Source organism: Klebsiella sp. 28, assembly GCF_018223905.1.
Taxonomy (GTDB): Bacteria; Pseudomonadota; Gammaproteobacteria; order Enterobacterales; family Enterobacteriaceae; genus Klebsiella; species Klebsiella pneumoniae.
The window spans coordinates 29,692-49,372 of record NZ_JAGRQY010000090.1 but is presented as its reverse complement, the minus strand read 5'-3'; the positions used below and the strand labels follow the sequence as shown (position 1 = coordinate 49,372).

The following is a 19,681-nucleotide window of genomic DNA, read 5'->3' as shown; positions in this document are numbered from 1 at the left end:
ATGAAAAAATCTCTTTTTTGGTTGCTGGCGCTGGTGCTGTCACCCGTCGCCGTGCTGGTGGTGATCACGCCGATGGACAGCCAAAAGCAGTATATTTTTGGTCTGTTAAGTATCGGTATTCTCTTTCTGATGGGCTTCAGCAAGCGCCGCAGCGTATCGGTCATTATGGTCGTCACGTCGCTGCTGATGTCCACCCGTTACATGTATTTTCGCCTCACGCAGACCCTGCACTTCAACTCGTCCATTGAAGCTATTCTCGGCATGGGACTCTTTCTGGCGGAAGTCTATATCTGGGTGATGCTACTGCTTAACTATCTGCAGACGGTCTGGCCGCTGAAGCGCGGCATTGTTCCGCTGCCGGATGATATGAGTAAGTGGCCGACGGTCGATATCTATATTCCGAGCTATAACGAACCGCTGGAGGTGGTGCGCGATACCGTCCTGGCGGCACAATGCATTGATTATCCAAAAGATAAAATGAAAATCTATCTTCTGGATGACGGTAAGCGCAGCGAGTTTGCCGTCTTCGCCGCCGACGTTGGGGTGGGTTATATCACCCGCAATGACAACAAGCACGCCAAAGCGGGGAACCTTAACCATGCGCTGACCCTGACTCAGGGGGAGCTTATCTGCGTTTTCGACTGCGACCACGTCGCCACGCGCGTGTTCCTGCAGGCCACCGTCGGCGGCTTCCTGAAAGACCCGATGCTGGCTCTGGTGCAGACGCCGCACTACTTCTATTCCCCGGATCCATTTGAACGTAACCTCTCCGTCGGACGCAACATTCCCAACGAAGGGATGTTGTTCTATGGCCCGATTCAGCAGGGGAACGACAACTGGAACGCCACCTTTTTCTGCGGCTCCTGCGCGGTGATCCGTCGCGAGGCGCTGGCGCAGATCGGCGGTTTCGCCGTCGAAACGGTGACCGAAGATGCTCATACGGCGCTGAAGTTTCAGCGTCTGGGGTGGAAGTCGGCCTTTCTCGATATCCCACTGGCCGCAGGCCTCGCTACTGAACGCCTGGTGGTGCACGTCATCCAGCGTACCCGCTGGGCGCGCGGGATGACGCAGATTTTCCGCGTCGATAATCCGCTGTTTGGCCGCGGGCTGACTTTTCAGCAGCGCTTGTGCTATCTCAGCGCCATGCTCTACTACCAGTTCGCGCTGCCCAGGGTGGTGTTTGTCACCGCCCCGCTGGCTTACCTGCTGTTTAACCTCAATATTATTTACTCGTCGGCGAGCCTGATCGTCTCCTATGCCCTGCCGCACCTGTTCCTCGCTATTTACGTCGGTTCGCGAATGAACGGCCGCTATCGCTACAGCTTCTGGGGGGAGATCTACGATATTGTGCTGGCCTTCCACCTGGTGCTGCCGACCCTGGTGACGATGATTTTCCCCAAACGCGGCAAGTTCAACGTCACCGATAAGGGGGGGCTGCTTGACGTCGGCTACTTCGATTTCACCGTGGTGCGCCCGCACCTGGTGGTGGCCTGCCTGCTGGCCCTGGGGGTGATCGTCGGCATCGTCCGGGCGATTGGCCATGACTATTTTGGCTCGGATCCCAACGTTATCGCCCTCAACGTCGGGTGGGGGATCTACAGTCTGATCTTCCTGCTGGCGGCGATTGCCGTGGCGCGCGAAACGCGGCAGGTGCGAAAAACCATTCGTATCGATGTCGATATTCCGGTGGTGATCCATTACGCCAGCGGCATCGTCTCGCGCAGCCATACCGCGGACCTGTCGATGGGCGGCTGCCGCGTGGTCGCGCCTGATAATCGCCATCTGGAGGATGACATCGAAGAGATTGAGCTGATCCTGCAGTCCGGGGCTATCTCGATCCCGGCCCAGCTGGTCACCTCTGACGAGCGCTTCCTGCGCCTCAAGTTTGATGAAGATATTCCGCTTTCGCGCCGCCGTGAACTGGTGCGCGTGGTGCTGGCCCGCGCGGATGCGTGGATTAATCCGCCGCGCCCGCAGGATAACCCGTTCCGCTCCTTCTTCACCATTTTACGCTGCGTGTTCGAACTGTTCTGGCTGACGTGGAAAACCCGTCGCAGCCAGCGCAATCGGGCAACAGTGGCGAAAACGGCGCAGGAGGATGGGACGTTATGAAGCGATTAACCACGCTGGCGCTGCTGGCAGGGATGCTCTCTGCGCCTGCGCTACACAGTGAAGAACCGGGCTCCGGCTCCGCTGCCCCGCTGAGCTTCCCGCAGCTCAACGACGCGGCGGACAGCGAGCCAGGCGACGAACCTCCGGCTGCCTCGCCGGAGGAGGGCGCCTCTCCGGCAGCCGCCGGCGATGCGGCGGCGACGGCCCCTGCGCCGGTTATGCCGGACTTACCCCCGCCGGTGAGCGGCACGGCCGCGACGGAGGTCATTCCTGTCGCTCCGGTCTGGGGAGGCGATCTGAATCTGGCGCAGATGGGGATGCCGGACGGGATTATCCTCAGCGGCGGCCAGCGACAGGGTGGGGTCAGCTTTACCCTGCCTGCCGATCAGGTGGTGATCCATTCGCAGCTCAGCCTTGCCGTTCGCGTATCGCCGGAGATGGCGAGCCGCAACGCCACCCTGCAGCTGATGCTCAACGGTCAACCGCTCGGCACGCTGCCGCTGGGCGCCGATGGCGAGGATGTCTCCCATTATCAGCTGGATATTCCGCCCGCGCTGATGGTTTCCAGCAATAACCTGAGCGTGAAGATCAATGATGGCGATACCCTGCAGTGCCAGCGTGACATTCATGATACGTCGCGGGTGACGGTGCTGCCCACGTCGCATTTCAGCTGGGAAAGCCAGCAGCTGAACATCAGCGACGACCTGAGCCACTTCCCGCGGCCCTTCTTTGACAGCATGCAGATGACCCCGGCGGACATTGCGGTCGCCTATGGGGCCAAGCCGTCGGCGGACGTCTTCAGCGCCGCGGCGCTGATCTCCTCCTGGCTGGGTATCCAGGCGGACTATCGCGGCATCGCCTTCAGCGCTCTGCGCGACCGCCTGCCGGAACGCCACGGCATCGTGATTGGCCATCCGGGGGAGCAGGTGGGCGGCATGATGCTGCCGGAAACCGATAAGCCGCTGCTGCGCATCATCGCCAACCCCGCCAATCCGGCCTATAAACTGCTGCTGATTGTCGGCAAAAACGATACGGCGCTGCGCATGGCCGCCTGGCGGTTAACCCGCGGCAACTTTGCGCCGCAAACCGCGACGCTGGATGTCGAACCGCAGACCATCCCGGTTGGCAAAGCATATGATGCCCCGCGCTGGATCCCCACCGATCGTCCGGTCAAGCTCAGCGAGCTGCTGCGTAAGGATCAAAGCCCGACCGTCAGCGGCGTCTGGCACGAACCTTTACGTATCGCCTTCCGCGCCGCGCCCGATCTCTATCTGTGGGATGGAGAGACCATTCCGCTACAGGTTGGCTACCGCTTCCCGTCGGAAAGCTGGATTAATGAGGACAAGTCCTTGCTGAGCGTCACGCTCAACGGCACCTTCCTCAACAACCTGCCGATGAACAAGCAGGGGCCGCTGGAGAAAGTCTGGCGCTACCTCGGGGGCGATGCGCGCCAGGAGCGCTTTACCATTCCGCTGGCGCCCTACCTGATTTACGGCGATAACCAGCTGTCGATGTACTTCAATGTGGTGCCAAAGGACGATGTTCCGTGTTCGGTGCTGCTGAATAACAATATCAAGAGCCGGATCACTGACGACTCCTGGATCGATTTGAGCAAGACGCGTCACTTCTCGCTGTTGCCCAATCTCTCCTACTTTGTCGGCGCCTCGTTCCCCTTCTCGCGGCTGGCTGACTATTCGCAGACGACTCTTCTGCTGCCGGCGGACCCGTCTGAAACCCAGGTGGCGACCCTGCTGAATCTGGCGGCACGCTCCGGGAACGCGACCGGCACCGCGCTGGCGAATAACCGCGTCGTGCTCGGGATGCCCACCGGCGGGGGGGATTTGCAGTCGCTGCGTGAACGTGACGTGCTGGCGGTCACCGCTCTCGATCAGCAGGCCTTTAACCAGAGCCTGCTGGCCGACTCACCCTATCGCCCGGTAGATAATGTGCTGAGCGTCCGCGAGCCAGACCTGTGGCAAAAAGTCCAGCGCCGGCTCACCGGCGACTGGACTTCCGCCAGCCTCGACGCCGATCGCTACTTTTCGTCGAGCAGCGCCTGGCGCGGGTTCATCAGCTATCGCTCGCCGTGGAATTCCACCCGCCTGGTGGTGGTGGCGCTGGCCAGCAATGATGACCAGCTGGCGCGACTGAAGACCGATCTGGAATCGCCGCGCATTAACGCCGGGATCCGCGGCGATACCGCGGTGATCACCAGCGATAACGGGGTGCGCAGCTTCCAGGTGAGTACGCCGTTCCCCAGCGGTCAGATGCCGTGGTACATGATGGCGGTCTGGTATGCAAGCCAGCACTCAGGTTTCCTGGCGGTGCTGGGGCTGATTGCCACCTCGATAATGGGACTGGCGCTGACCGCGATGTTTAAACGTCACGCCCGTAAGCGTCTGGGTTCGGGGGATAACCAATGAAAAGAAAAATAATAATAACGATGAAGACCTCCCGTCGGCTTACCACGTTCTGCCTCACCGGCGCGTTGACTCTCGCTGCCTCGGGCGGCGCGCTGGCGGCGGGGAACGACGCGGCGCTACAGGCGCTGTTCGCTCAGGCCAACTACTGGCATGAGAAATCTCATGACGAGCTGGCGATGGAGTCCCTGCAGAAGGTGCTCTCGGTGGATGCCAACAACACCCAGGCGCTGTATCTGATGGCGCTCTGGTCGCAGCAGGGCGGCGATATGCAGGCGGCGGCGCAGTGGCGCGCGCGGCTGGCGAAAGCGGCCCCTGACAGCCCGGGATTACAGGATCTGGACAACGCCAAAAAGATGTCGCAGGTGCCGCAGGGCCAGCTCAGCCTGGCCCGCCAGCAGGCGCGCGGAGGCAATATCCCCGGGGCGCTGGCGACCTGGCGCAGCATGTTCAATGGCAATACGCCGCCTGCCGGGCTGGCGGCGGAATATTACCTGACCATGGCCAGCGACAAATCGCTCTATCCGCAGGCTATCAGCGAGCTGCGCCAGTACGTGGCGCAGCATCCGCAGGAGAACGCCCCGCGGGTGGCGTTGGGCAAAGCGTTAACCTGGCGGGAAGAGACTCGCCGGGAAGGGATCGCCCTGCTCGAGCCGATGGCCAGCGGCAATAAAGAGGCGGACAGCGGCTTGCGCCAGGCGCTGCTCTGGCTGGGCCCGCAGGCCGGGGATGAGCAGTATTACGACACCTGGATGCAGCGGCATCCCCAGGACAGCGAAGTTCAGAATTACTTTCGCGAACGGCGCAGCGGTCAGGCGCGCGGCCAGGGCTACGCCAACCTCAACAGCGGCAATACCGCCGCCGCGAAGCAGCAGTTTGAAGAGGTATTGCAGACTAACCCCCAGGATGCCGATGCGCTGGCGGGCATGGGCTATATCGCCCAGCGCAGCGGCGACTACCAGGCCGCGTCGCAGTATCTGAGCCGGGCCGCGGACCTCGGCGGCGACGCCTCGGCGACCCGTCGTCAGCAGGCGGCCGATGCGCTGTTCTACGGCCAGCTGGCGCAGGCCCAGCAGGCCTATAAGCAGGGCAATATCAGCCAGGCGCTGGCGCTCTCCGCGCCGTTGGCGCAGCAGAGCGGGGCGCAGGGCGCCTCGGCGAAGCTGTTCCGCGCCGATGTGCTGCGGCACAACAAAGATTTGCCCCAGGCGGAGCAAACGCTGCGCTCACTGTTAAATGACGATCCGCAGAACGCGGCGGCGCGGGAAAACCTCTATTACGTGCTGCGCGAGCAGAATAAATCCGCCGAGGCGCAGGCGATGCTGCAGACGCTCCCGCAGAGCCTGCGGCAAAAACTGCAGCCGCGGGTGGTGGCCGGTATGCCGGGCGATGCCCTGCGCCGTCAGGCCCAGGCGCAGGTCAGCAGCGGTAACCCAGCCGGCGCCATTGCCACCCTGCGCGAAGGCGTCGCCCGCTATCCGGACGATCCCTGGCTGCGCCTCGACCTGGCCCGGCTGCTGCAAAAATCGGGTAACGGCAGCGAGGCCTCTTCGCTGATGTCGGCGGCCTATCGCCCCGGCGCCAGCAACAGTGCGCTGTATGCCGCCGCCCTGTTTGCCAGCGAAAACGGCGCCTGGCAGCAGGCGCAGACGCTGCTGGCGCGCATTCCCGGCGGCAGCCAGACCAGCGACATGCGCGATTTGCGCCAGCGGGTGAACTACAACCTGCAGTTGGTGACGGCCGAAAACTACCTGGCGCAGGGCAATACCATCGCCGCCAGCAATACCCTGCGGGCGATGGCCTCCACGCCGCCAAAAGCCCCGGCGGACGCCGGCAAGCTGGCGCGTCTGCTGGCCGAGAGCGGCGACCTGACCACCGCGGTCTCGCTGGTGCGCAACAATATCAGCAGCGGCGTATCCGGCAATGCCGGGGATTACGCCGATCAGATCGCTGTCCTGAATCAGGCCGGGCTGACCGGCGAGGCGCAGAACCTGATCAGCAATCCGCAGCTGCAGGCCAGCAGTACGCCGACGCAGCTGGCGAGCATTCGCAATGGCTATGTGATCAACGAAGCCGACCGCCTGCGCGAGCAGGGCAATTACGCTGCGGCGTATGACAAGCTGATCCGCGCTATGCAAAGCGATCCGCAAAATACCGATCTGATGTTCGCCATGGCGCGGCTGTACCAGAGCGGCAAAATGAACAAAGAGGCCGGGGTGGTCTATGACTACCTGATGACGCGCGATACGCCGAACCAGGATGCGCGCGCCGGGGCCATCGACGTGGCGCTGTCGGCGGGGAACAACGATCGCGCTGAACAGCTGGCCGGCGGTTTGCGCCAGGATAACTCCCCGGATCGCCTGCTGCTGCTGGCGAGAGTGGCGGAGGCCCAGGGACATCATCAGCAGGCGATGACCTATCTGCGCAGCGCCCGCGGCAAACTGCTGGGCATGCAAAGCACCAACAGTAGCGAAACGCCGACCGTCGGCGGGGTGCTGGCGGCGGATAACCCCTTTATCGGCGTGTCGCAAACGTCGGCGCCGACGCGGACGGCCTCCGCCTACGGGCAGTACATGCCGTGGCAGGTTGCCCAGTCGGCCGCCGCGCCTGGTTCCACGCTGCCGGGGATCCAGCGCACCGATCTGCCGGTGGACACCGCCCAGACGCGGATGCTGCGTCAGGTGGACACCATGATGGAGTCGCTGCAGGAGAAAACCGGCAGCTGGCTGCAGGGGGGAATGGACGTGCGTGGACGCGACGGCGAATCGGGCACCAGCAAGCTGACGGAGCTCCGGACGCCGCTGACCTGGTCATCCTCGCCGTTTGGCGACTCGCGCTTTGACTTTACCGTCACCCCGGTGTCGTTGAACGCCGGGACCGCCAGCGGCGACGCCTGGCGTCGCTACGGCGCCAACCCGCTGGCTAACGCGGTCTCCAACATGGTGAGTACCGCCACCAGCGAGCAGGCGGCGATCGCCTCGATGACCGAGGCGGAGCGGACGGCCTATTTCGCCAGCAATCCAGGGGCCGAGGCGTTAAGCGGCCTCGGCACCCTGAACGCGGCAGATTTCAATCCGACCACCAACAGCGGGATGGAAAACCTGGCGAAGCTCGGGAGCTATGATGCGGGGCAGGTGGCCAGCTATCTCTCTTCGTCCAGCCGCAAGCCGAACGTTGACCAGACCAGCGGCTCGACCGATTCGCAGAAGGCCAACGGCGTCGAACTGGCGCTGGCGTTAAGCGGTGACGATTACCGGGTCGATATCGGCAGCACGCCGTTGGGCCAGGATCTTAATACCGTAGTCGGCGGGGTGAAATGGTCGCCCAAGCTGACCAACTATCTGTCGCTGATCCTCACCGGCGAACGCCGCTCGCTAACCGACAGCCTGCTTTCCTACGTGGGTCTGAAAGACGCCTATTCCGGGAAAACCTGGGGGCAGGTGACGAAAAACGGCGGCACCCTGCAGCTGAGCTATGACGACGGCGACGCGGGCTTCTATGTCGGCGGCGGTGGATACAGCTATCTGGGGCAGAACGTCGCCAGCAACACCAGTATCAACGCCAATGCCGGGGTCTATCTTCGTCCCTACCATGACGAATACCGCCAGCTGCAGGCCGGGTTGAGCATGAGCTATATGGATTACTCCAAAAACCTCAGCTACTTCACCTATGGTCAGGGGGGCTACTTTAGTCCGCAAAACTACGTCAGCGTATCGCTGCCGGTCAGTCTGACGGAGAAATATGATAACTGGACCATGAAGCTCGGCGGCTCGGTGGGCTATCAGTCTTACAGTCAGGATAAGAGCGCCTATTTCCCGACCAATTCGGAGTGGCAACAGACCCTGGAGACGGCGGTGAGCAATGGGTTTGCCAAGGAAGCCTACTACTCCGCGACCTCGAAGAGCGGCATAGGGTATACCCTGCGCGCCGGGGCGGATTACAAGGTCAACAAACAAATGACCCTGGGGGGCCAGATTGGCTATGACACCTTCGGGGATTATAACGAAAGCACCGCTGGGCTCTATATTCGCTATATGTTAGGAGATCATTGATGATGACGGAGAACAATAACCCGGTGGTGATGACCTGGTTTCAGCAGCAGCAGACGCCTGCCGGATGGTTCGATCTGTTGATTATTATGATCGAAGGTATGCTAAATAATGCCGGCGAGCTGGAAAGCCAGCCCTTCCTGCGTCAGATGGGCGCCTCGCTGGCGGAGACCCATCCGCTGCCGGCGTCGGAGACGGTGGGGGATCTGGAGGCCAATATCAACCGGCTGCTGACTCATTTTCACTGGGGCGTGGTGACCATCGATGTCGGTGAGGACGGCCTGCGCCTGCGCCATCAGGCGTTGCCGGTCAGCCGCGACGAAGCGGGGCGCGTGCGCTGGTGCAACGCGTTCTGTGCCATACTCGAGGGGTTATATTCTCGCTGGCTGCAGAGTCAGGGAGGCAGTGCCCACGTGATACTGCAGCGTGAGCGGGTGTTCTCCGTCTCTGACGTTCAGTTTCTCTACTACCATCCATAAAGAGTGAATTTATGCCCCTGCGTGCTTTAGTGGCGGTGATAGTGACGACGGTAGTGATGCTGGTGCCCAGGGCGTGGGCGGATACGGCCTGGGAGCGCTATAAGGCCCGTTTTATGATGCCGGATGGTCGTATCATTGATACCGCCAATGGCAATGTGTCGCATACGGAAGGTCAGGGCTTCGCCATGCTTCTGGCGGTGGCGAATAACGATCGTCCGGCGTTCGACAAGCTGTGGCAGTGGACGGACAACACCCTGCGCAACAAGTCTAACGGGCTGTTTTACTGGCGCTATAACCCGGTGGCGCCGGACCCTATCGCCGATAAAAACAACGCCTCCGATGGCGATACCCTGATCGCCTGGGCGCTGCTGCGCGCGCAAAAGCAGTGGCAGGATAAGCGCTATGCGATTGCCTCTGACGCCATCACCGCCGCCCTGCTGAAGTCTACGGTGGTGTCTTTCGCCGGTCGCCAGGTAATGCTCCCGGGCGTGAAAGGGTTCAACCTCAATGATCACCTGAACCTTAACCCTTCCTATTTCATCTTCCCGGCCTGGCGCGCCTTCGCGGAGCGGACGCATCTCACCGCCTGGCGGACATTGCAGAGCGACGGACAGGCGCTGCTGGGGCAGATGGGCTGGGGGAAATCACATCTACCCAGCGACTGGGTGGCGCTGCGGGCGGATGGCAAGATGCTGCCAGCCAAAGAGTGGCCGCCGCGGATGAGTTTCGATGCGATCCGTATCCCGCTGTATCTCTCGTGGGCCGATCCGCATAGCGCCTTGCTCGCGCCCTGGAAGGCCTGGATGCAGAGTTACCCGCGCCTGCAAACCCCGGCGTGGATCAACGTCAGCACCAACGAGGTGGCTCCCTGGTATATGGCCGGCGGCCTGCTGGCGGTGCGCGATCTGACGCTGGGTGAACCGCAGGAGGCGCCGCAGATTGACGACAAGGATGATTATTACTCTGCCAGCCTCAAGCTGTTGGTCTGGCTGGCGAAACAGGATCAGCGCTAAATACGGTGATTGATTTGCCGCCTTCCCCGCCCGTATGCCTGCGGGCTGAGAAGGTAGAATGGGAACGTCTCACGATGTAAGGCCGCCAACATAGGCGGCCTTGTCGCTTATTGCGGATAAGGCACCCAGCTACCGCCATTCAGCTGGACATAAGGCTTGCCCTGATACTGGATGACGATGGCGTTGGCGTTCTCGGACACCGCCGCGCTCTGCGGCAGGTTGGCGACATACTGCTGCCAGTTGACGCTGTCCTCGCTGAACATTTTGCCGTCGAGGGCGCGCACCACCAGCTCCGACACCGCCAGATAACTGCTGGGCTGATCGATGATAATCGGCGCCCCTTCATGCGGCGCCTTCATACCGAAGAATTTCACCGCCGTCGGGACGTTAGTGATCGACGGGCTTGGAATATCGCGCAGGCCAGATACCTGCATCTTATCGCCCTTCAGCGCGCCGCCGTGTTCCGGCACCACCACCACCATCACTTTCCGCCCCGATTTCTCCAGCTCGGTGAAGAAGTTATCCAGGTCATCAAACAGCTTCTGCGCCCGCACTTTGTAGTCTGCGGTTTTGCTTTGTCCCGGGAAGTGGTTGCCGTCATGCAGCGGCAGGGTGTTATAGAAGGTGGCGTTCCGCGGATTGCTGCTGGCCTCTTCGGTCTTCAGCCAGCGGTTGAGGACCGCCAGATCCTCATACACCGGGGAGCCGTCAAACGCCTGCAGGCTGACCGGCAGGCCGGTCTGGTCCATCAGCGGACTCTGCATACCGCCCAGCGAACGCAGCTCTTTCAGGAAGTCGCCGAACAGACCGTTATGGCCGAGCATCAGCTGCTGGTTGAAGCCGAGCTTTGCCAGGTTTTCAAACAGGTAGCAGTCGGCGCCGGACGGCTGATACAGATTAGTATGCGACAGCTGGCCGCAGCTGGCGCGCAGCAGGCGCACCGCCGCCGGGCCGCTGTAGGAGGTCGCGGAGTTAAAGTTTTTGAAGACAATATCAAAGTGCTTCCATAGCGGATGATCCATCAGACCGGCGGCTTCAATATCCGACCAGGAGAGGGAGCAGATGTTGATCACCAGCAGGTCAAACGGCTGCGCATCCGCCGGCAGCTGGTCCGGGAACGGCGTCTTGCGCTTCTGCTCGGCGGCATAGAAAGCGTTCAGCCAGTTGGTCAGGTTGGCTGAGGTCGGCGGCTCGGTCTGCGGCGGAATATCGCTGTTGGCGGGGCTGGACGCGGCGCCAGCGGCGGCGTTGGCCCCGGTATTGGCCTGTGCGGTCGTGGCGGCGGCCGTGGTGGGCTGACCGGAGGGCCATAGGGTAAAGGCCGGCAGCAGCGGGCTGACCGCCAGCCAGACGACCATTGCCGAGACAAACACGGTGACGCGCAGCCACTGGCTGATAAACAACCATAGCACCAGCAAAACAAAGAAGGCGCCAACCATGCTCCAGTTGATAAAGCGGACAATCAGATCCCAGATATAGCTGGCGCTGAAGCCGGCGATTTGCGACCCCTGGCTAAAAATCGACTCTGGCCCGGGCAGCCAGGTATCGTGCCAGAACAGCGCGAATCCCAGCGGAATAGCGATCCAGTGGCGGATACGGTGTAGCTTTTCGCGCGGGATCGGCACCAGCAGAAAGGCGAGAAATACCAGGTTCAGCATCGGATGGAAATTGAGATACCCGGCCCACAGCAGGGCAAACTTGACCAGAAAGTAGAAGTTCCAGCCGCCAAGGCCGCGCCAGTACTGCCAGAGCGGAAGCGGTGCCGCGGTCGTTTTTTTATTTGTCATTTGTTCGCTTTGCCTTGCTTAACCGTTGTTCCCCGGCGTAATACCCCTGCCGGTTTCACGTAACGGGGTTTAAAGAACATCAGTCTTAACGTCGTGCGGATCCGGCGCTGATAGTGGCGCGTCAGGTAGCCCAGCGGAAAAAACAGCAGGGCGCAGAGCACCACCAGTTGCAGAATATCGGCGAGAGACATCATCAGGCTTGCTCCTCGCGGGTGGTTAACCGGTGTGGTTCGGGGTAGCGTCGCCAGTGGCGTCCATCGTGGGTGGCGTTAATGGTCTCGTTTTTACCGACCGAGAGAGGCAGCGGCGTGTTCCAGCGCGCCGGCTCGACGCCGCGCATGATTACGATTTCCGAGAGGATTTGCTTGTCTTCAAACCACACCATACGGTTAGAAAAAATATCGCCGGTCGGCAGCGGGAAAATGTGGTTTAGCGCGGTATCGAGGTCATTGATCCGGCAAAACGACAAAAACAGCACCAGCCGGTTATTGCCGATGGTCATGATGTCGCCCATCCGGTTAGGTTTGCATAACGTCAGCGCCTGCTCAACGCGCAGCCCCGGCGCCGGGCGCAGGGCCACCATCACGCCTTTGCTGTCGGGTGGAAGCAGGGTATTGGTCATCACGTTGTGCACCGCTTCGCAGAAGGCATCCCACTTCTGGTAGCCGCGCAGCTTTAACGGCTGGCTCCAGGTCAGCAGGGTGGCAAAATCTTCCGGGATATGGCGGGAGAACTTTTGGTTCTGTACGCTTTCGATTAGCGTCAGGCAGCGGGAGAGCGATGCGCTGCTGGGGATCACCAGGCTGGCGCCGCTGCTGAGCAGTAGCCGCTCATCGGTCGCGCGCAGGCTCGGGGTTTGTTCACGGACGATGATTTTCAGCGCCGTACCGCGCTGGCGACGCAGGGTATGAATATAGCGGCCCAGCTGTTCAATTTGCGTATTTTGGGTAATGGAGAAGAGGATCGTCGCCGCTTGCGCGGTGCGCCCGGCGTTGAAGACCTCGTCGTTGGTGTCAAACAGCGTCCAGTATTCCGACAGCGGCGGGGCGCCTTCCAGCACGCGCACATGGCTGAGGATCGCTTTTTCGTCGCTGCGCGGCTGCACGCTGGTTTCAGCGTCCTGCGCTAATCGCCAGCCAGCGTCATCATGTTGCACCATCAGCTGCTGTTGGGCGCTGATACCCTTATCGCTTCCCCACCAGGCAATATCAAAGATATGCCGGTCGCCCTGGTAACGAATACTTGCCAGTCCGGAAAGGGAGCGGTACTCACGTAATAAGGGAGTCAGCTGCCGATCGATTTCCTGCGCGGAATTGATCGCTAAGAACGCGCAACGGTGATATTGCGCCCAGCGGCTGGTCTTTTCTACCCAGGCGCATAACTTTTCATTATTTATATTTTGCCAGGCATTTTCAGCGCATAGCAGAATAAACAAATAATTGCCAGGTTCGAGGGAGCAGACTAAATCGCGGTGTATTTCCTCCAGCGCCTGCGGGCGATTCGGCAGGGTGAATAGCGCGATATTATCCGGACCGTGAATATGATCTAATGAAATGATATCCTTGGGTTTGTTTCCCATAACCAGCGCGGCAACGTGGCTGTTTTTCGCCTGCGCGGCCAGTGTCTGATTAAACAGGCTGACGGCATCGGCATAACGGTCGACGTTGAGCCACCATACTCCGCCGACCGGCATATGGCACACTTCATCCCATAATGATGAAATACCCAAAGTAAATACATTATCCACGGCATCCCTCGTGCGCCCTGATTGACACTGAATAAGTTTACTAGCGAAACCGACAGAGTAAACCTAACATTGAAATTAAAGGTCATCAGTTTTAGCATGTACACCTGCTTTTAAGGATGAGCTGTATACGTCCTCTGGTTTAATAATAAATTTCGAACGGACAGAGATATGCCAGCAAAAGATCCTGCGGTACCCACGGACGCCACGCTGGGGTACACCTTTCAAAATGATTTTCTGGCGCTTAGCCGGGCATTTTCCCTGCCGGATATTGATTATCATGATATTTCCAGGCGCGAACAGCTGAACGCGGCGCTGAAGCGCTGGCCGCTGCTGGCAGAGTTTGCAGAGAAAAAATAAGGAAGCCGGAGATGGCTATTCTGGGATTACAGGGCGTGCGCGGGGGAACTGGCGTCACGTCCATTACGGCTGCACTCGCCTGGGCCCTGCAATTGCTCGGTGAAAGCGTGCTGGCGATCGACGCCAGCCCGGATAATATGCTGCGCTTTTTCTTTAATACCGATATCCATCATCAGGACGGCTGGGCGCGGGCGCTGCTCGACGGCCGGGACTGGCGTGACGCGGGCTTGCGCTATACGCAGCATATCGATCTACTGCCGTTTGGCCAGCTCAGCGCCGGCGAAAGAGAAAATGTCGACCAGCTGCAGCCCACCCTGGGGGCGATAGCGGAGGCAGTACAGCAGCTACAGGGCCAGTACCGCTGGCTGCTGCTGGATCTGCCGGCGGGTTATTCGCCGTTGACCCGCGAGCTGCTGACGCTTTGCGATCGCTCGCTGGTGGTGGTTCATCCCGACGCCAATAGCCATATCCGTCTACACCAGCAGCCCCTCCCGGCCAACAGCGATATTCTGATTAACGATCTGCGGGTCGGCAGCCAGCTGCAGGAAGATCTCTACCAGCTGTGGCTGGAGAGCCAGCCGCGCATCCTGCCGGTGACGATTCACCGCGACGAGGCGATGGCCGAGTGCCTGGCGGCGAAACAACCTCTTGGGGAGTATCGTCAGGATTCGCTGGCGGCGGAAGAGGTGCTGACCCTGGCGAACTGGTGCCTGATCCACTATTCCGCCGGGAGAGCGGCATGATCCGCCTCAGTACGCTGCTGCTGGCCCCGCCGGTGGGGGAGCGGCTGCGTGCGCGCTATGATGACTATCGGCAGCACGGCGCTTCGTGGCTGTCGGCGTCGCTTGGCTGTCTGTGGGCGTCGCTGGTCTGGGCGCTGATGCCGCTGGAGACGCCGCGCTGGCAGGCGATTCTGGCCCGCCATGAAACCTATTTTCCCCACATAAATCCGCATCGCCCGCGTCCGCTGGATCCGCTGCGCTACCTGCTGCAATCCCTGTGGTTACTGACGACGCGCGTGCCGGAGCCGGAGAAAAAGGTCAACTGGCGTTCGCTGGCGGCGCTGGAAGGGGTGCACGGTCGCTATACGCAGTGGCTGGAAAAATTGCCTGAGCAGATGAACGCCCGCACCGGCCATCTGGATAAACAGAAAGAGCTGGCGCACCTCAATCCTAAACTGCGCCGGGCGATCCTTGGGGGGGTGACCTTCTGCTCGCTGGTGCTGGCGCTGATGTGTATTACGCAGCCCTTTAACCCGCTGTCGCAGGTTATCTTCCTGATGCTGCTGTGGGGCGTGGCGCTGCTGGTGCGACGCATCCCGGGCCGTTTCTCGGCGCTGATGCTGATCGTGCTGTCGCTGACGGTGTCGTGCCGCTATATCTGGTGGCGCTATACCTCGACGCTGAACTGGAACGACCCGGTAAGTCTGGTGTGCGGGATCATTCTGCTGTTCGCAGAGACCTACGCCTGGGTGGTGCTGGTGCTGGGCTACTTCCAGGTGGTCTGGCCGCTGAATCGCCAGCCGGTGCCGCTGCCGGAGGACATGGATTTGTGGCCAACTGTGGACATCTTCGTCCCCACCTATAACGAAGATCTCAACGTGGTGAAAAACACCATTTACGCCTCGCAGGGCATCGACTGGCCGAAGGACAAGCTGAACATCTGGATCCTCGACGACGGCGGACGGGAAGCGTTTCGCCAGTTTGCCAAAGATGTTGGGGTGCACTATATCGCCCGCACCAGCCACGAACACGCCAAGGCCGGCAACATCAATAATGCGCTGAAATATGCCAAAGGGGAGTTCGTCTCGATCTTTGACTGCGACCATGTGCCGACGCGCTCGTTTCTGCAGATGACCATGGGCTGGTTTCTGAAAGAGAAAGAGCTGGCGATGATGCAGACCCCGCACCACTTCTTCTCGCCCGATCCCTTTGAGCGCAATCTTGGTCGTTTTCGCAAAACGCCGAACGAAGGGACGCTATTCTACGGCCTGGTGCAGGACGGGAACGACATGTGGGACGCCACCTTCTTCTGCGGCTCCTGCGCCGTTATCCGCCGCGGCCCGCTGGATGAAATTGGCGGGATAGCCGTCGAAACGGTGACCGAAGATGCCCACACCTCGCTGCGTCTGCACCGGCGGGGATATACCTCCGCCTATATGCGTATTCCGCAGGCGGCGGGGCTGGCGACGGAGAGTTTATCCGCGCATATCGGCCAGCGCATCCGCTGGGCGCGCGGAATGGTGCAGATATTCCGCCTCGATAATCCGCTGTTTGGCAAAGGCCTGAAGCTGGTGCAGCGCGTCTGCTACGCCAACGCCATGCTTCACTTTCTCTCCGGTATTCCGCGCCTCATCTTCCTCACGGCGCCGCTGGCCTTTTTGCTGCTCCATGCCTATATCATTTATGCGCCAGCGCTGATGATCGCGCTATTCGTGTTGCCGCACATGATCCACGCCAGCCTGACCAACTCGAAGATTCAGGGCAAATATCGCCATTCGTTCTGGAGTGAAATTTACGAGACGGTGCTGGCCTGGTATATCGCGCCGCCCACTTTTGTGGCGCTGATCAACCCGCATAAAGGCAAGTTCAACGTCACCGCGAAGGGCGGGCTGGTGGAAGAGGAGTATGTCGACTGGGTGATCTCCCGGCCCTATATCTACCTGGTGCTGCTCAATCTGGTCGGCGTCGCGGTGGGGATCTGGCGCTTCATGTACGGCCCGGAAAATGAAATCCTCACCGTCTGGGTGAGTATTGTCTGGGTATTCTACAACCTGATTATTCTTGGCGGCGCGGTGGCGGTCTCGGTTGAAAGCAAGCAGGTTCGCCGTTCGCACCGTGTCGAAATGAGCATGCCGGCGGCTATCGCCCGCGAAGATGGCCACCTGTTCTCCTGCACCGTCCACGACTATTCCGACGGCGGACTGGGGATCAAAATTAACGGCGACGCGCAGGTGCTGGAAGGCCAGAACGCCAGGCTGCTGCTCAAACGGGGACAGCAGGAGTATGCCTTCCCGGTCAGGGTCGCGCGGGTCAACGGCAGCGAAGTGGGGCTCCAGCTGCTGCCGTTAACCAACCAGCAGCATATCGATTTTGTGCAGTGTACGTTTGCCCGCGCTGATACGTGGGCGCTTTGGCAGGATAGCTTCCCGGAAGATAAGCCGATGGAAAGCCTGCTGGATATCCTCAAGCTGGGCTTTCGTGGCTATCGTCACCTGGCGGAGTTTTCGCCGCCGTCGGTGAAGGTGGTTTTCCGCGCGCTCACTTCGCTGGTGGCCTGGATAGCGTCGTTTGTACCCCGACGCCCTGAACGCGCCGCGCCGACGCTCTCCGCAGACCCGGCAATGGCTCAACAATGATGATAATGCGATGAAAAGAAAACTTTCCTGGATGTGTGCAGTAGCGGTGGGCATGTGCAGCTGGTATCCACTGGCCTCTTACGCGGCGCCGGCCGCGGTGGCGAACGCTGCCCCTGGCGTTCAGCCGCAGGCCGCGACCCCGGCTGCGCCGATCGTGGTGGGCGAGCCGACGGCGACCCTCGCCGAACCGACCGCTCCGGCGGCGCTGGCCGAGAACGTGCCGCAGCGGGAGGTGAAGCTGAGCTTTGCCACCATCGCGCCGCCGCCCGGCAGCATCGTGCTGCGCGGCTCACGGCCTGACGCGTCGGTCGAATTCGGCATGCGCAGCGATGAGCTGGTCGCCAACGCGCTGCTCAATCTGGAATACACCCCATCGCCCTCGCTGCTGCCCGTGCAGTCGCAGTTGAAGGTCTATCTTAACGATGAGCTGATGGGCGTCCTGCCCGTCACCAAAGAGCAGCTGGGGAAAAAGATCCGCGCGCAGCTGCCGATTGACCCGCTGTACATCACCGACTTCAACCGCGTACGGCTGGAGTTTGTCGGCCACTACCGCGACGTCTGCGAAAACCCGGCCAGCAGTACGCTGTGGCTGGACGTCGGACGCGAAAGCTATCTGGATCTCACCTACCAGTCGCTGAAGGTAAATAACGATCTGTCACACTTCCCGGTGCCGTTCTATGATCCGCGCGATAACCGTCCGCTGAAGCTGCCGATGATTTTCCCGGGCTCGCCAGCGGTCACCCAGCAGCAGGCGGCGGCGATAGTCGCCTCCTGGTTCGGCAGCAAGGCCGGCTGGCGCGGCCAGCAGTTCCCGGTCTATTTCAATGAACTGCCGGATCGTAACGCCATTGTCTTCGCCACCAACGACAAGCGTCCGGACTTCCTGCGCGATCATCCGCCGGTCAAGGCGCCGACCATCGAAATGATCGACAACCCGAACGATCCCTACGTCAAGCTGCTGGTGATTTTCGGCCGCGATGATAACGACCTGCTGCTGGCGGCGAAGGGGATTGCTCAGGGCAATATTCTGTTCCGCGGCAGCAGCGTCACCGTGGACGGCATCAAAACCCTGCAGCCGCGTCAGCCTTACGACGCGCCGAACTGGGTGCGCACCGACCGTTCGGTCACCTTTGCTGAGCTGAAAACCTATGAGCAACAGCTGCAGTCCAGCGGCCTGGTGCCGGATGCCATCACCGTGGCGCTTAACCTGCCGCCGGATCTCTATCTGCTGCGGGCCAACGGCATCGATATGGATCTGAAATACCGCTACACCATGCCGCCGGTGAAGGACAGCTCGCGGATGGATATCAGCCTCAACGACCAGTTCCTGCAGTCGTTCAGCCTTAACAGCTCCCAGGACGTGAACAAACTGATCCTGCGCCTGCCGGTGCTGCAGGGGCTGCTGGACGGCAAATCGGAGGTCACCATCCCCGCGCTGCGTCTTGGGGCGGTCAACCAGCTGCGCTTTGACTTCCAGTATATGAACCCGATGCCCGGCGGCTCCATCGACAACTGTATTACCTTCCAGCCGGTGCAGAACCACGTGGTGATTGGCGACGATTCGACCATCGACTTCTCGAAGTATTATCACTTTATCGCCTTGCCGGACCTGCGCGTCTTCGCCAATGCGGGCTTCCCTTACAGCCGTATGGCGGACCTTTCCGACACGCTGGTGGTGGTGCCGAAGGCGCCGACCCAGGGCCAGGTGGCGACGCTGCTGCAGGCGCTGGGGGGCATCGGTTCGCAGACCGGTCTGGCGGCGATTAATCTGCAAATGACCGACGATGGCAACCAGATCAAGAATAAAGACGCGGATCTGCTGCTGATCGGCGCGATCCCGTCGTCGCTCAAGGACGACACCAAAATCAACCTGCTGGTCGAGGCGACCAAAAGCTGGGTGAAAATGCCGATGCGCCACTATGACCTGGCGAGCATTTATCCCGACGATGAGGCCCGCACGCCCAATACCCGCACCGACATTACCTCTTCCGGGCCGATGGCGGCGGTGATTGGCTTCCAGTCGCCGTATAACGATCAGCGCAGCGTGGTGGCCCTGCTGGCCGACAGCCCGCGCGGTAATGAACTGCTGACCAACGCCCTCAACGACAGCGGTAAGCGGGCGGCGATGTTTGGCTCGGTGGCGGTGATCCGCGAATCCGGCGTCAACAGCCTGCGGGTGGGGGATATTTACTACGTGGGTCATCTGCCCTGGTTCGAGCGCATCTGGTTCGCGCTCTCTAACCACCCGATACTGCTGGCGATCTTCGCCGCCATCAGCATTGTGCTGCTGGCATGGGTGCTGTGGCGCATGCTGCGCATCATCAGCCGCCGCCGTCTTAGCCTGGATGATGAGTAAACC

At 60.8% G+C, this 19,681-nt stretch carries 12 protein-coding genes; 9 read left to right on the top strand and 3 right to left on the bottom strand.

What is annotated here, in order from left to right; all coding sequences use genetic code 11:
* From bcsA (KHQ28_RS16030) to KHQ28_RS16010, 5 genes are read left to right on the top strand one after another with little or no spacing between them, the layout of a single operon-like run.
* Nucleotides 1-2,112 carry a UDP-forming cellulose synthase catalytic subunit gene (gene bcsA / locus KHQ28_RS16030; RefSeq protein WP_004186066.1) on the top strand — a complete coding sequence of 704 codons (2,112 nt, stop codon included), beginning with the start codon at nt 1-3 and terminating at the stop codon, nt 2,110-2,112.
* Nucleotides 2,109-4,535, top strand: coding sequence for a cellulose biosynthesis cyclic di-GMP-binding regulatory protein BcsB (gene bcsB, locus KHQ28_RS16025; RefSeq protein ID WP_032418284.1), 2,427 nt, complete (start codon nt 2,109-2,111; stop codon nt 4,533-4,535). The genes bcsA (KHQ28_RS16030) and bcsB (KHQ28_RS16025) overlap by 4 nt, the downstream gene beginning before the upstream one ends.
* Nucleotides 4,532-8,584, top strand: a complete 4,053-nt coding sequence (locus KHQ28_RS16020) for a cellulose biosynthesis protein BcsC (RefSeq protein ID WP_032418285.1) — start codon at nt 4,532-4,534, stop codon at nt 8,582-8,584. The genes bcsB (KHQ28_RS16025) and KHQ28_RS16020 overlap by 4 nt, the downstream gene beginning before the upstream one ends.
* Entirely contained in the window at nt 8,584-9,060 is a 477-nt protein-coding gene (bcsD, locus tag KHQ28_RS16015) for a cellulose biosynthesis protein BcsD (protein WP_002921529.1), read from the top strand. The genes KHQ28_RS16020 and bcsD overlap by 1 nt, the downstream gene beginning before the upstream one ends.
* A gap of 11 nt (nt 9,061-9,071) precedes the next feature.
* Nucleotides 9,072-10,073 (top strand): glycosyl hydrolase family 8, encoded by a 1,002-nt coding sequence (locus KHQ28_RS16010; protein WP_004181503.1) that lies wholly within the window; start codon nt 9,072-9,074, stop codon nt 10,071-10,073.
* Nucleotides 10,074-10,180: 107 nt separating this feature from the next.
* Here KHQ28_RS16010 and bcsG read toward each other — a convergent pair whose 3' ends face one another.
* The 3 genes from bcsG to bcsE are packed head-to-tail and all read right to left on the bottom strand — an operon-like array spanning nt 10,181 to nt 13,607.
* Nucleotides 10,181-11,860 (bottom strand): cellulose biosynthesis protein BcsG, encoded by a 1,680-nt coding sequence (gene bcsG, locus KHQ28_RS16005; protein WP_004173944.1) that lies wholly within the window; start codon nt 11,858-11,860, stop codon nt 10,181-10,183.
* On the bottom strand, nt 11,857-12,054 hold the full coding sequence (bcsF, locus tag KHQ28_RS16000; RefSeq protein ID WP_002921518.1) for a cellulose biosynthesis protein BcsF: 198 nt from the start codon (nt 12,052-12,054) through the stop codon (nt 11,857-11,859). The genes bcsG and bcsF overlap by 4 nt, the downstream gene beginning before the upstream one ends.
* Complete coding sequence (gene bcsE, locus KHQ28_RS15995; RefSeq protein WP_017879901.1) at nt 12,054-13,607, bottom strand: cellulose biosynthesis protein BcsE; 1,554 nt, start codon at nt 13,605-13,607, stop codon at nt 12,054-12,056. Before bcsE ends, bcsF begins: the two co-directional genes overlap by 1 nt.
* A 168-nt stretch (nt 13,608-13,775) precedes the next feature.
* On the opposite strand from bcsE, the gene bcsR reads away from it, so the two are divergent.
* Genes bcsR through bcsB (KHQ28_RS15975) form a run of 4 tightly spaced genes read left to right on the top strand, consistent with a single transcriptional unit; the run spans nt 13,776 to nt 19,678 of the window.
* Entirely contained in the window at nt 13,776-13,964 is a 189-nt protein-coding gene (gene bcsR / locus KHQ28_RS15990; RefSeq protein ID WP_002921513.1) for a cellulose biosynthesis protein BcsR, read from the top strand.
* An 11-nt stretch (nt 13,965-13,975) separates the two neighbouring features.
* Complete coding sequence (gene bcsQ / locus KHQ28_RS15985; protein ID WP_023342307.1) at nt 13,976-14,707, top strand: cellulose biosynthesis protein BcsQ; 732 nt, start codon at nt 13,976-13,978, stop codon at nt 14,705-14,707.
* Entirely contained in the window at nt 14,704-17,322 is a 2,619-nt protein-coding gene (bcsA, locus tag KHQ28_RS15980) for a UDP-forming cellulose synthase catalytic subunit (RefSeq protein ID WP_032418287.1), read from the top strand. The genes bcsQ and bcsA (KHQ28_RS15980) overlap by 4 nt, the downstream gene beginning before the upstream one ends.
* A gap of 10 nt (nt 17,323-17,332) precedes the next feature.
* Nucleotides 17,333-19,678: a cellulose biosynthesis cyclic di-GMP-binding regulatory protein BcsB gene (gene bcsB, locus KHQ28_RS15975; protein ID WP_004901208.1), complete on the top strand. Its 2,346-nt coding sequence runs from the start codon at nt 17,333-17,335 to the stop codon at nt 19,676-19,678.
* The last annotated feature ends 3 nt before the right edge of the window (nt 19,679-19,681 follow it).

What these genes read in the sequence shown, in the direction of transcription:
- bcsA (WP_004186066.1), top strand. Translation starts at nt 1, where the DNA reads ATGAAAAAATCTCTTTTTTGGTTGCTGGCGCTGGTGCTGTCACCCGTC.
- bcsB (WP_032418284.1), top strand. Translation starts at nt 2,109, where the DNA reads ATGAAGCGATTAACCACGCTGGCGCTGCTGGCAGGGATGCTCTCTGCG.
- KHQ28_RS16020 (WP_032418285.1), top strand. Translation starts at nt 4,532, where the DNA reads ATGAAAAGAAAAATAATAATAACGATGAAGACCTCCCGTCGGCTTACC.
- bcsD (WP_002921529.1), top strand. Translation starts at nt 8,584, where the DNA reads ATGATGACGGAGAACAATAACCCGGTGGTGATGACCTGGTTTCAGCAG.
- KHQ28_RS16010 (WP_004181503.1), top strand. Translation starts at nt 9,072, where the DNA reads ATGCCCCTGCGTGCTTTAGTGGCGGTGATAGTGACGACGGTAGTGATG.
- bcsG (WP_004173944.1), bottom strand. Translation starts at nt 11,860, where the DNA reads ATGACAAATAAAAAAACGACCGCGGCACCGCTTCCGCTCTGGCAGTAC.
- bcsF (WP_002921518.1), bottom strand. Translation starts at nt 12,054, where the DNA reads ATGATGTCTCTCGCCGATATTCTGCAACTGGTGGTGCTCTGCGCCCTG.
- bcsR (WP_002921513.1), top strand. Translation starts at nt 13,776, where the DNA reads ATGCCAGCAAAAGATCCTGCGGTACCCACGGACGCCACGCTGGGGTAC.
- bcsQ (WP_023342307.1), top strand. Translation starts at nt 13,976, where the DNA reads ATGGCTATTCTGGGATTACAGGGCGTGCGCGGGGGAACTGGCGTCACG.
- bcsA (WP_032418287.1), top strand. Translation starts at nt 14,704, where the DNA reads ATGATCCGCCTCAGTACGCTGCTGCTGGCCCCGCCGGTGGGGGAGCGG.
- bcsB (WP_004901208.1), top strand. Translation starts at nt 17,333, where the DNA reads ATGAAAAGAAAACTTTCCTGGATGTGTGCAGTAGCGGTGGGCATGTGC.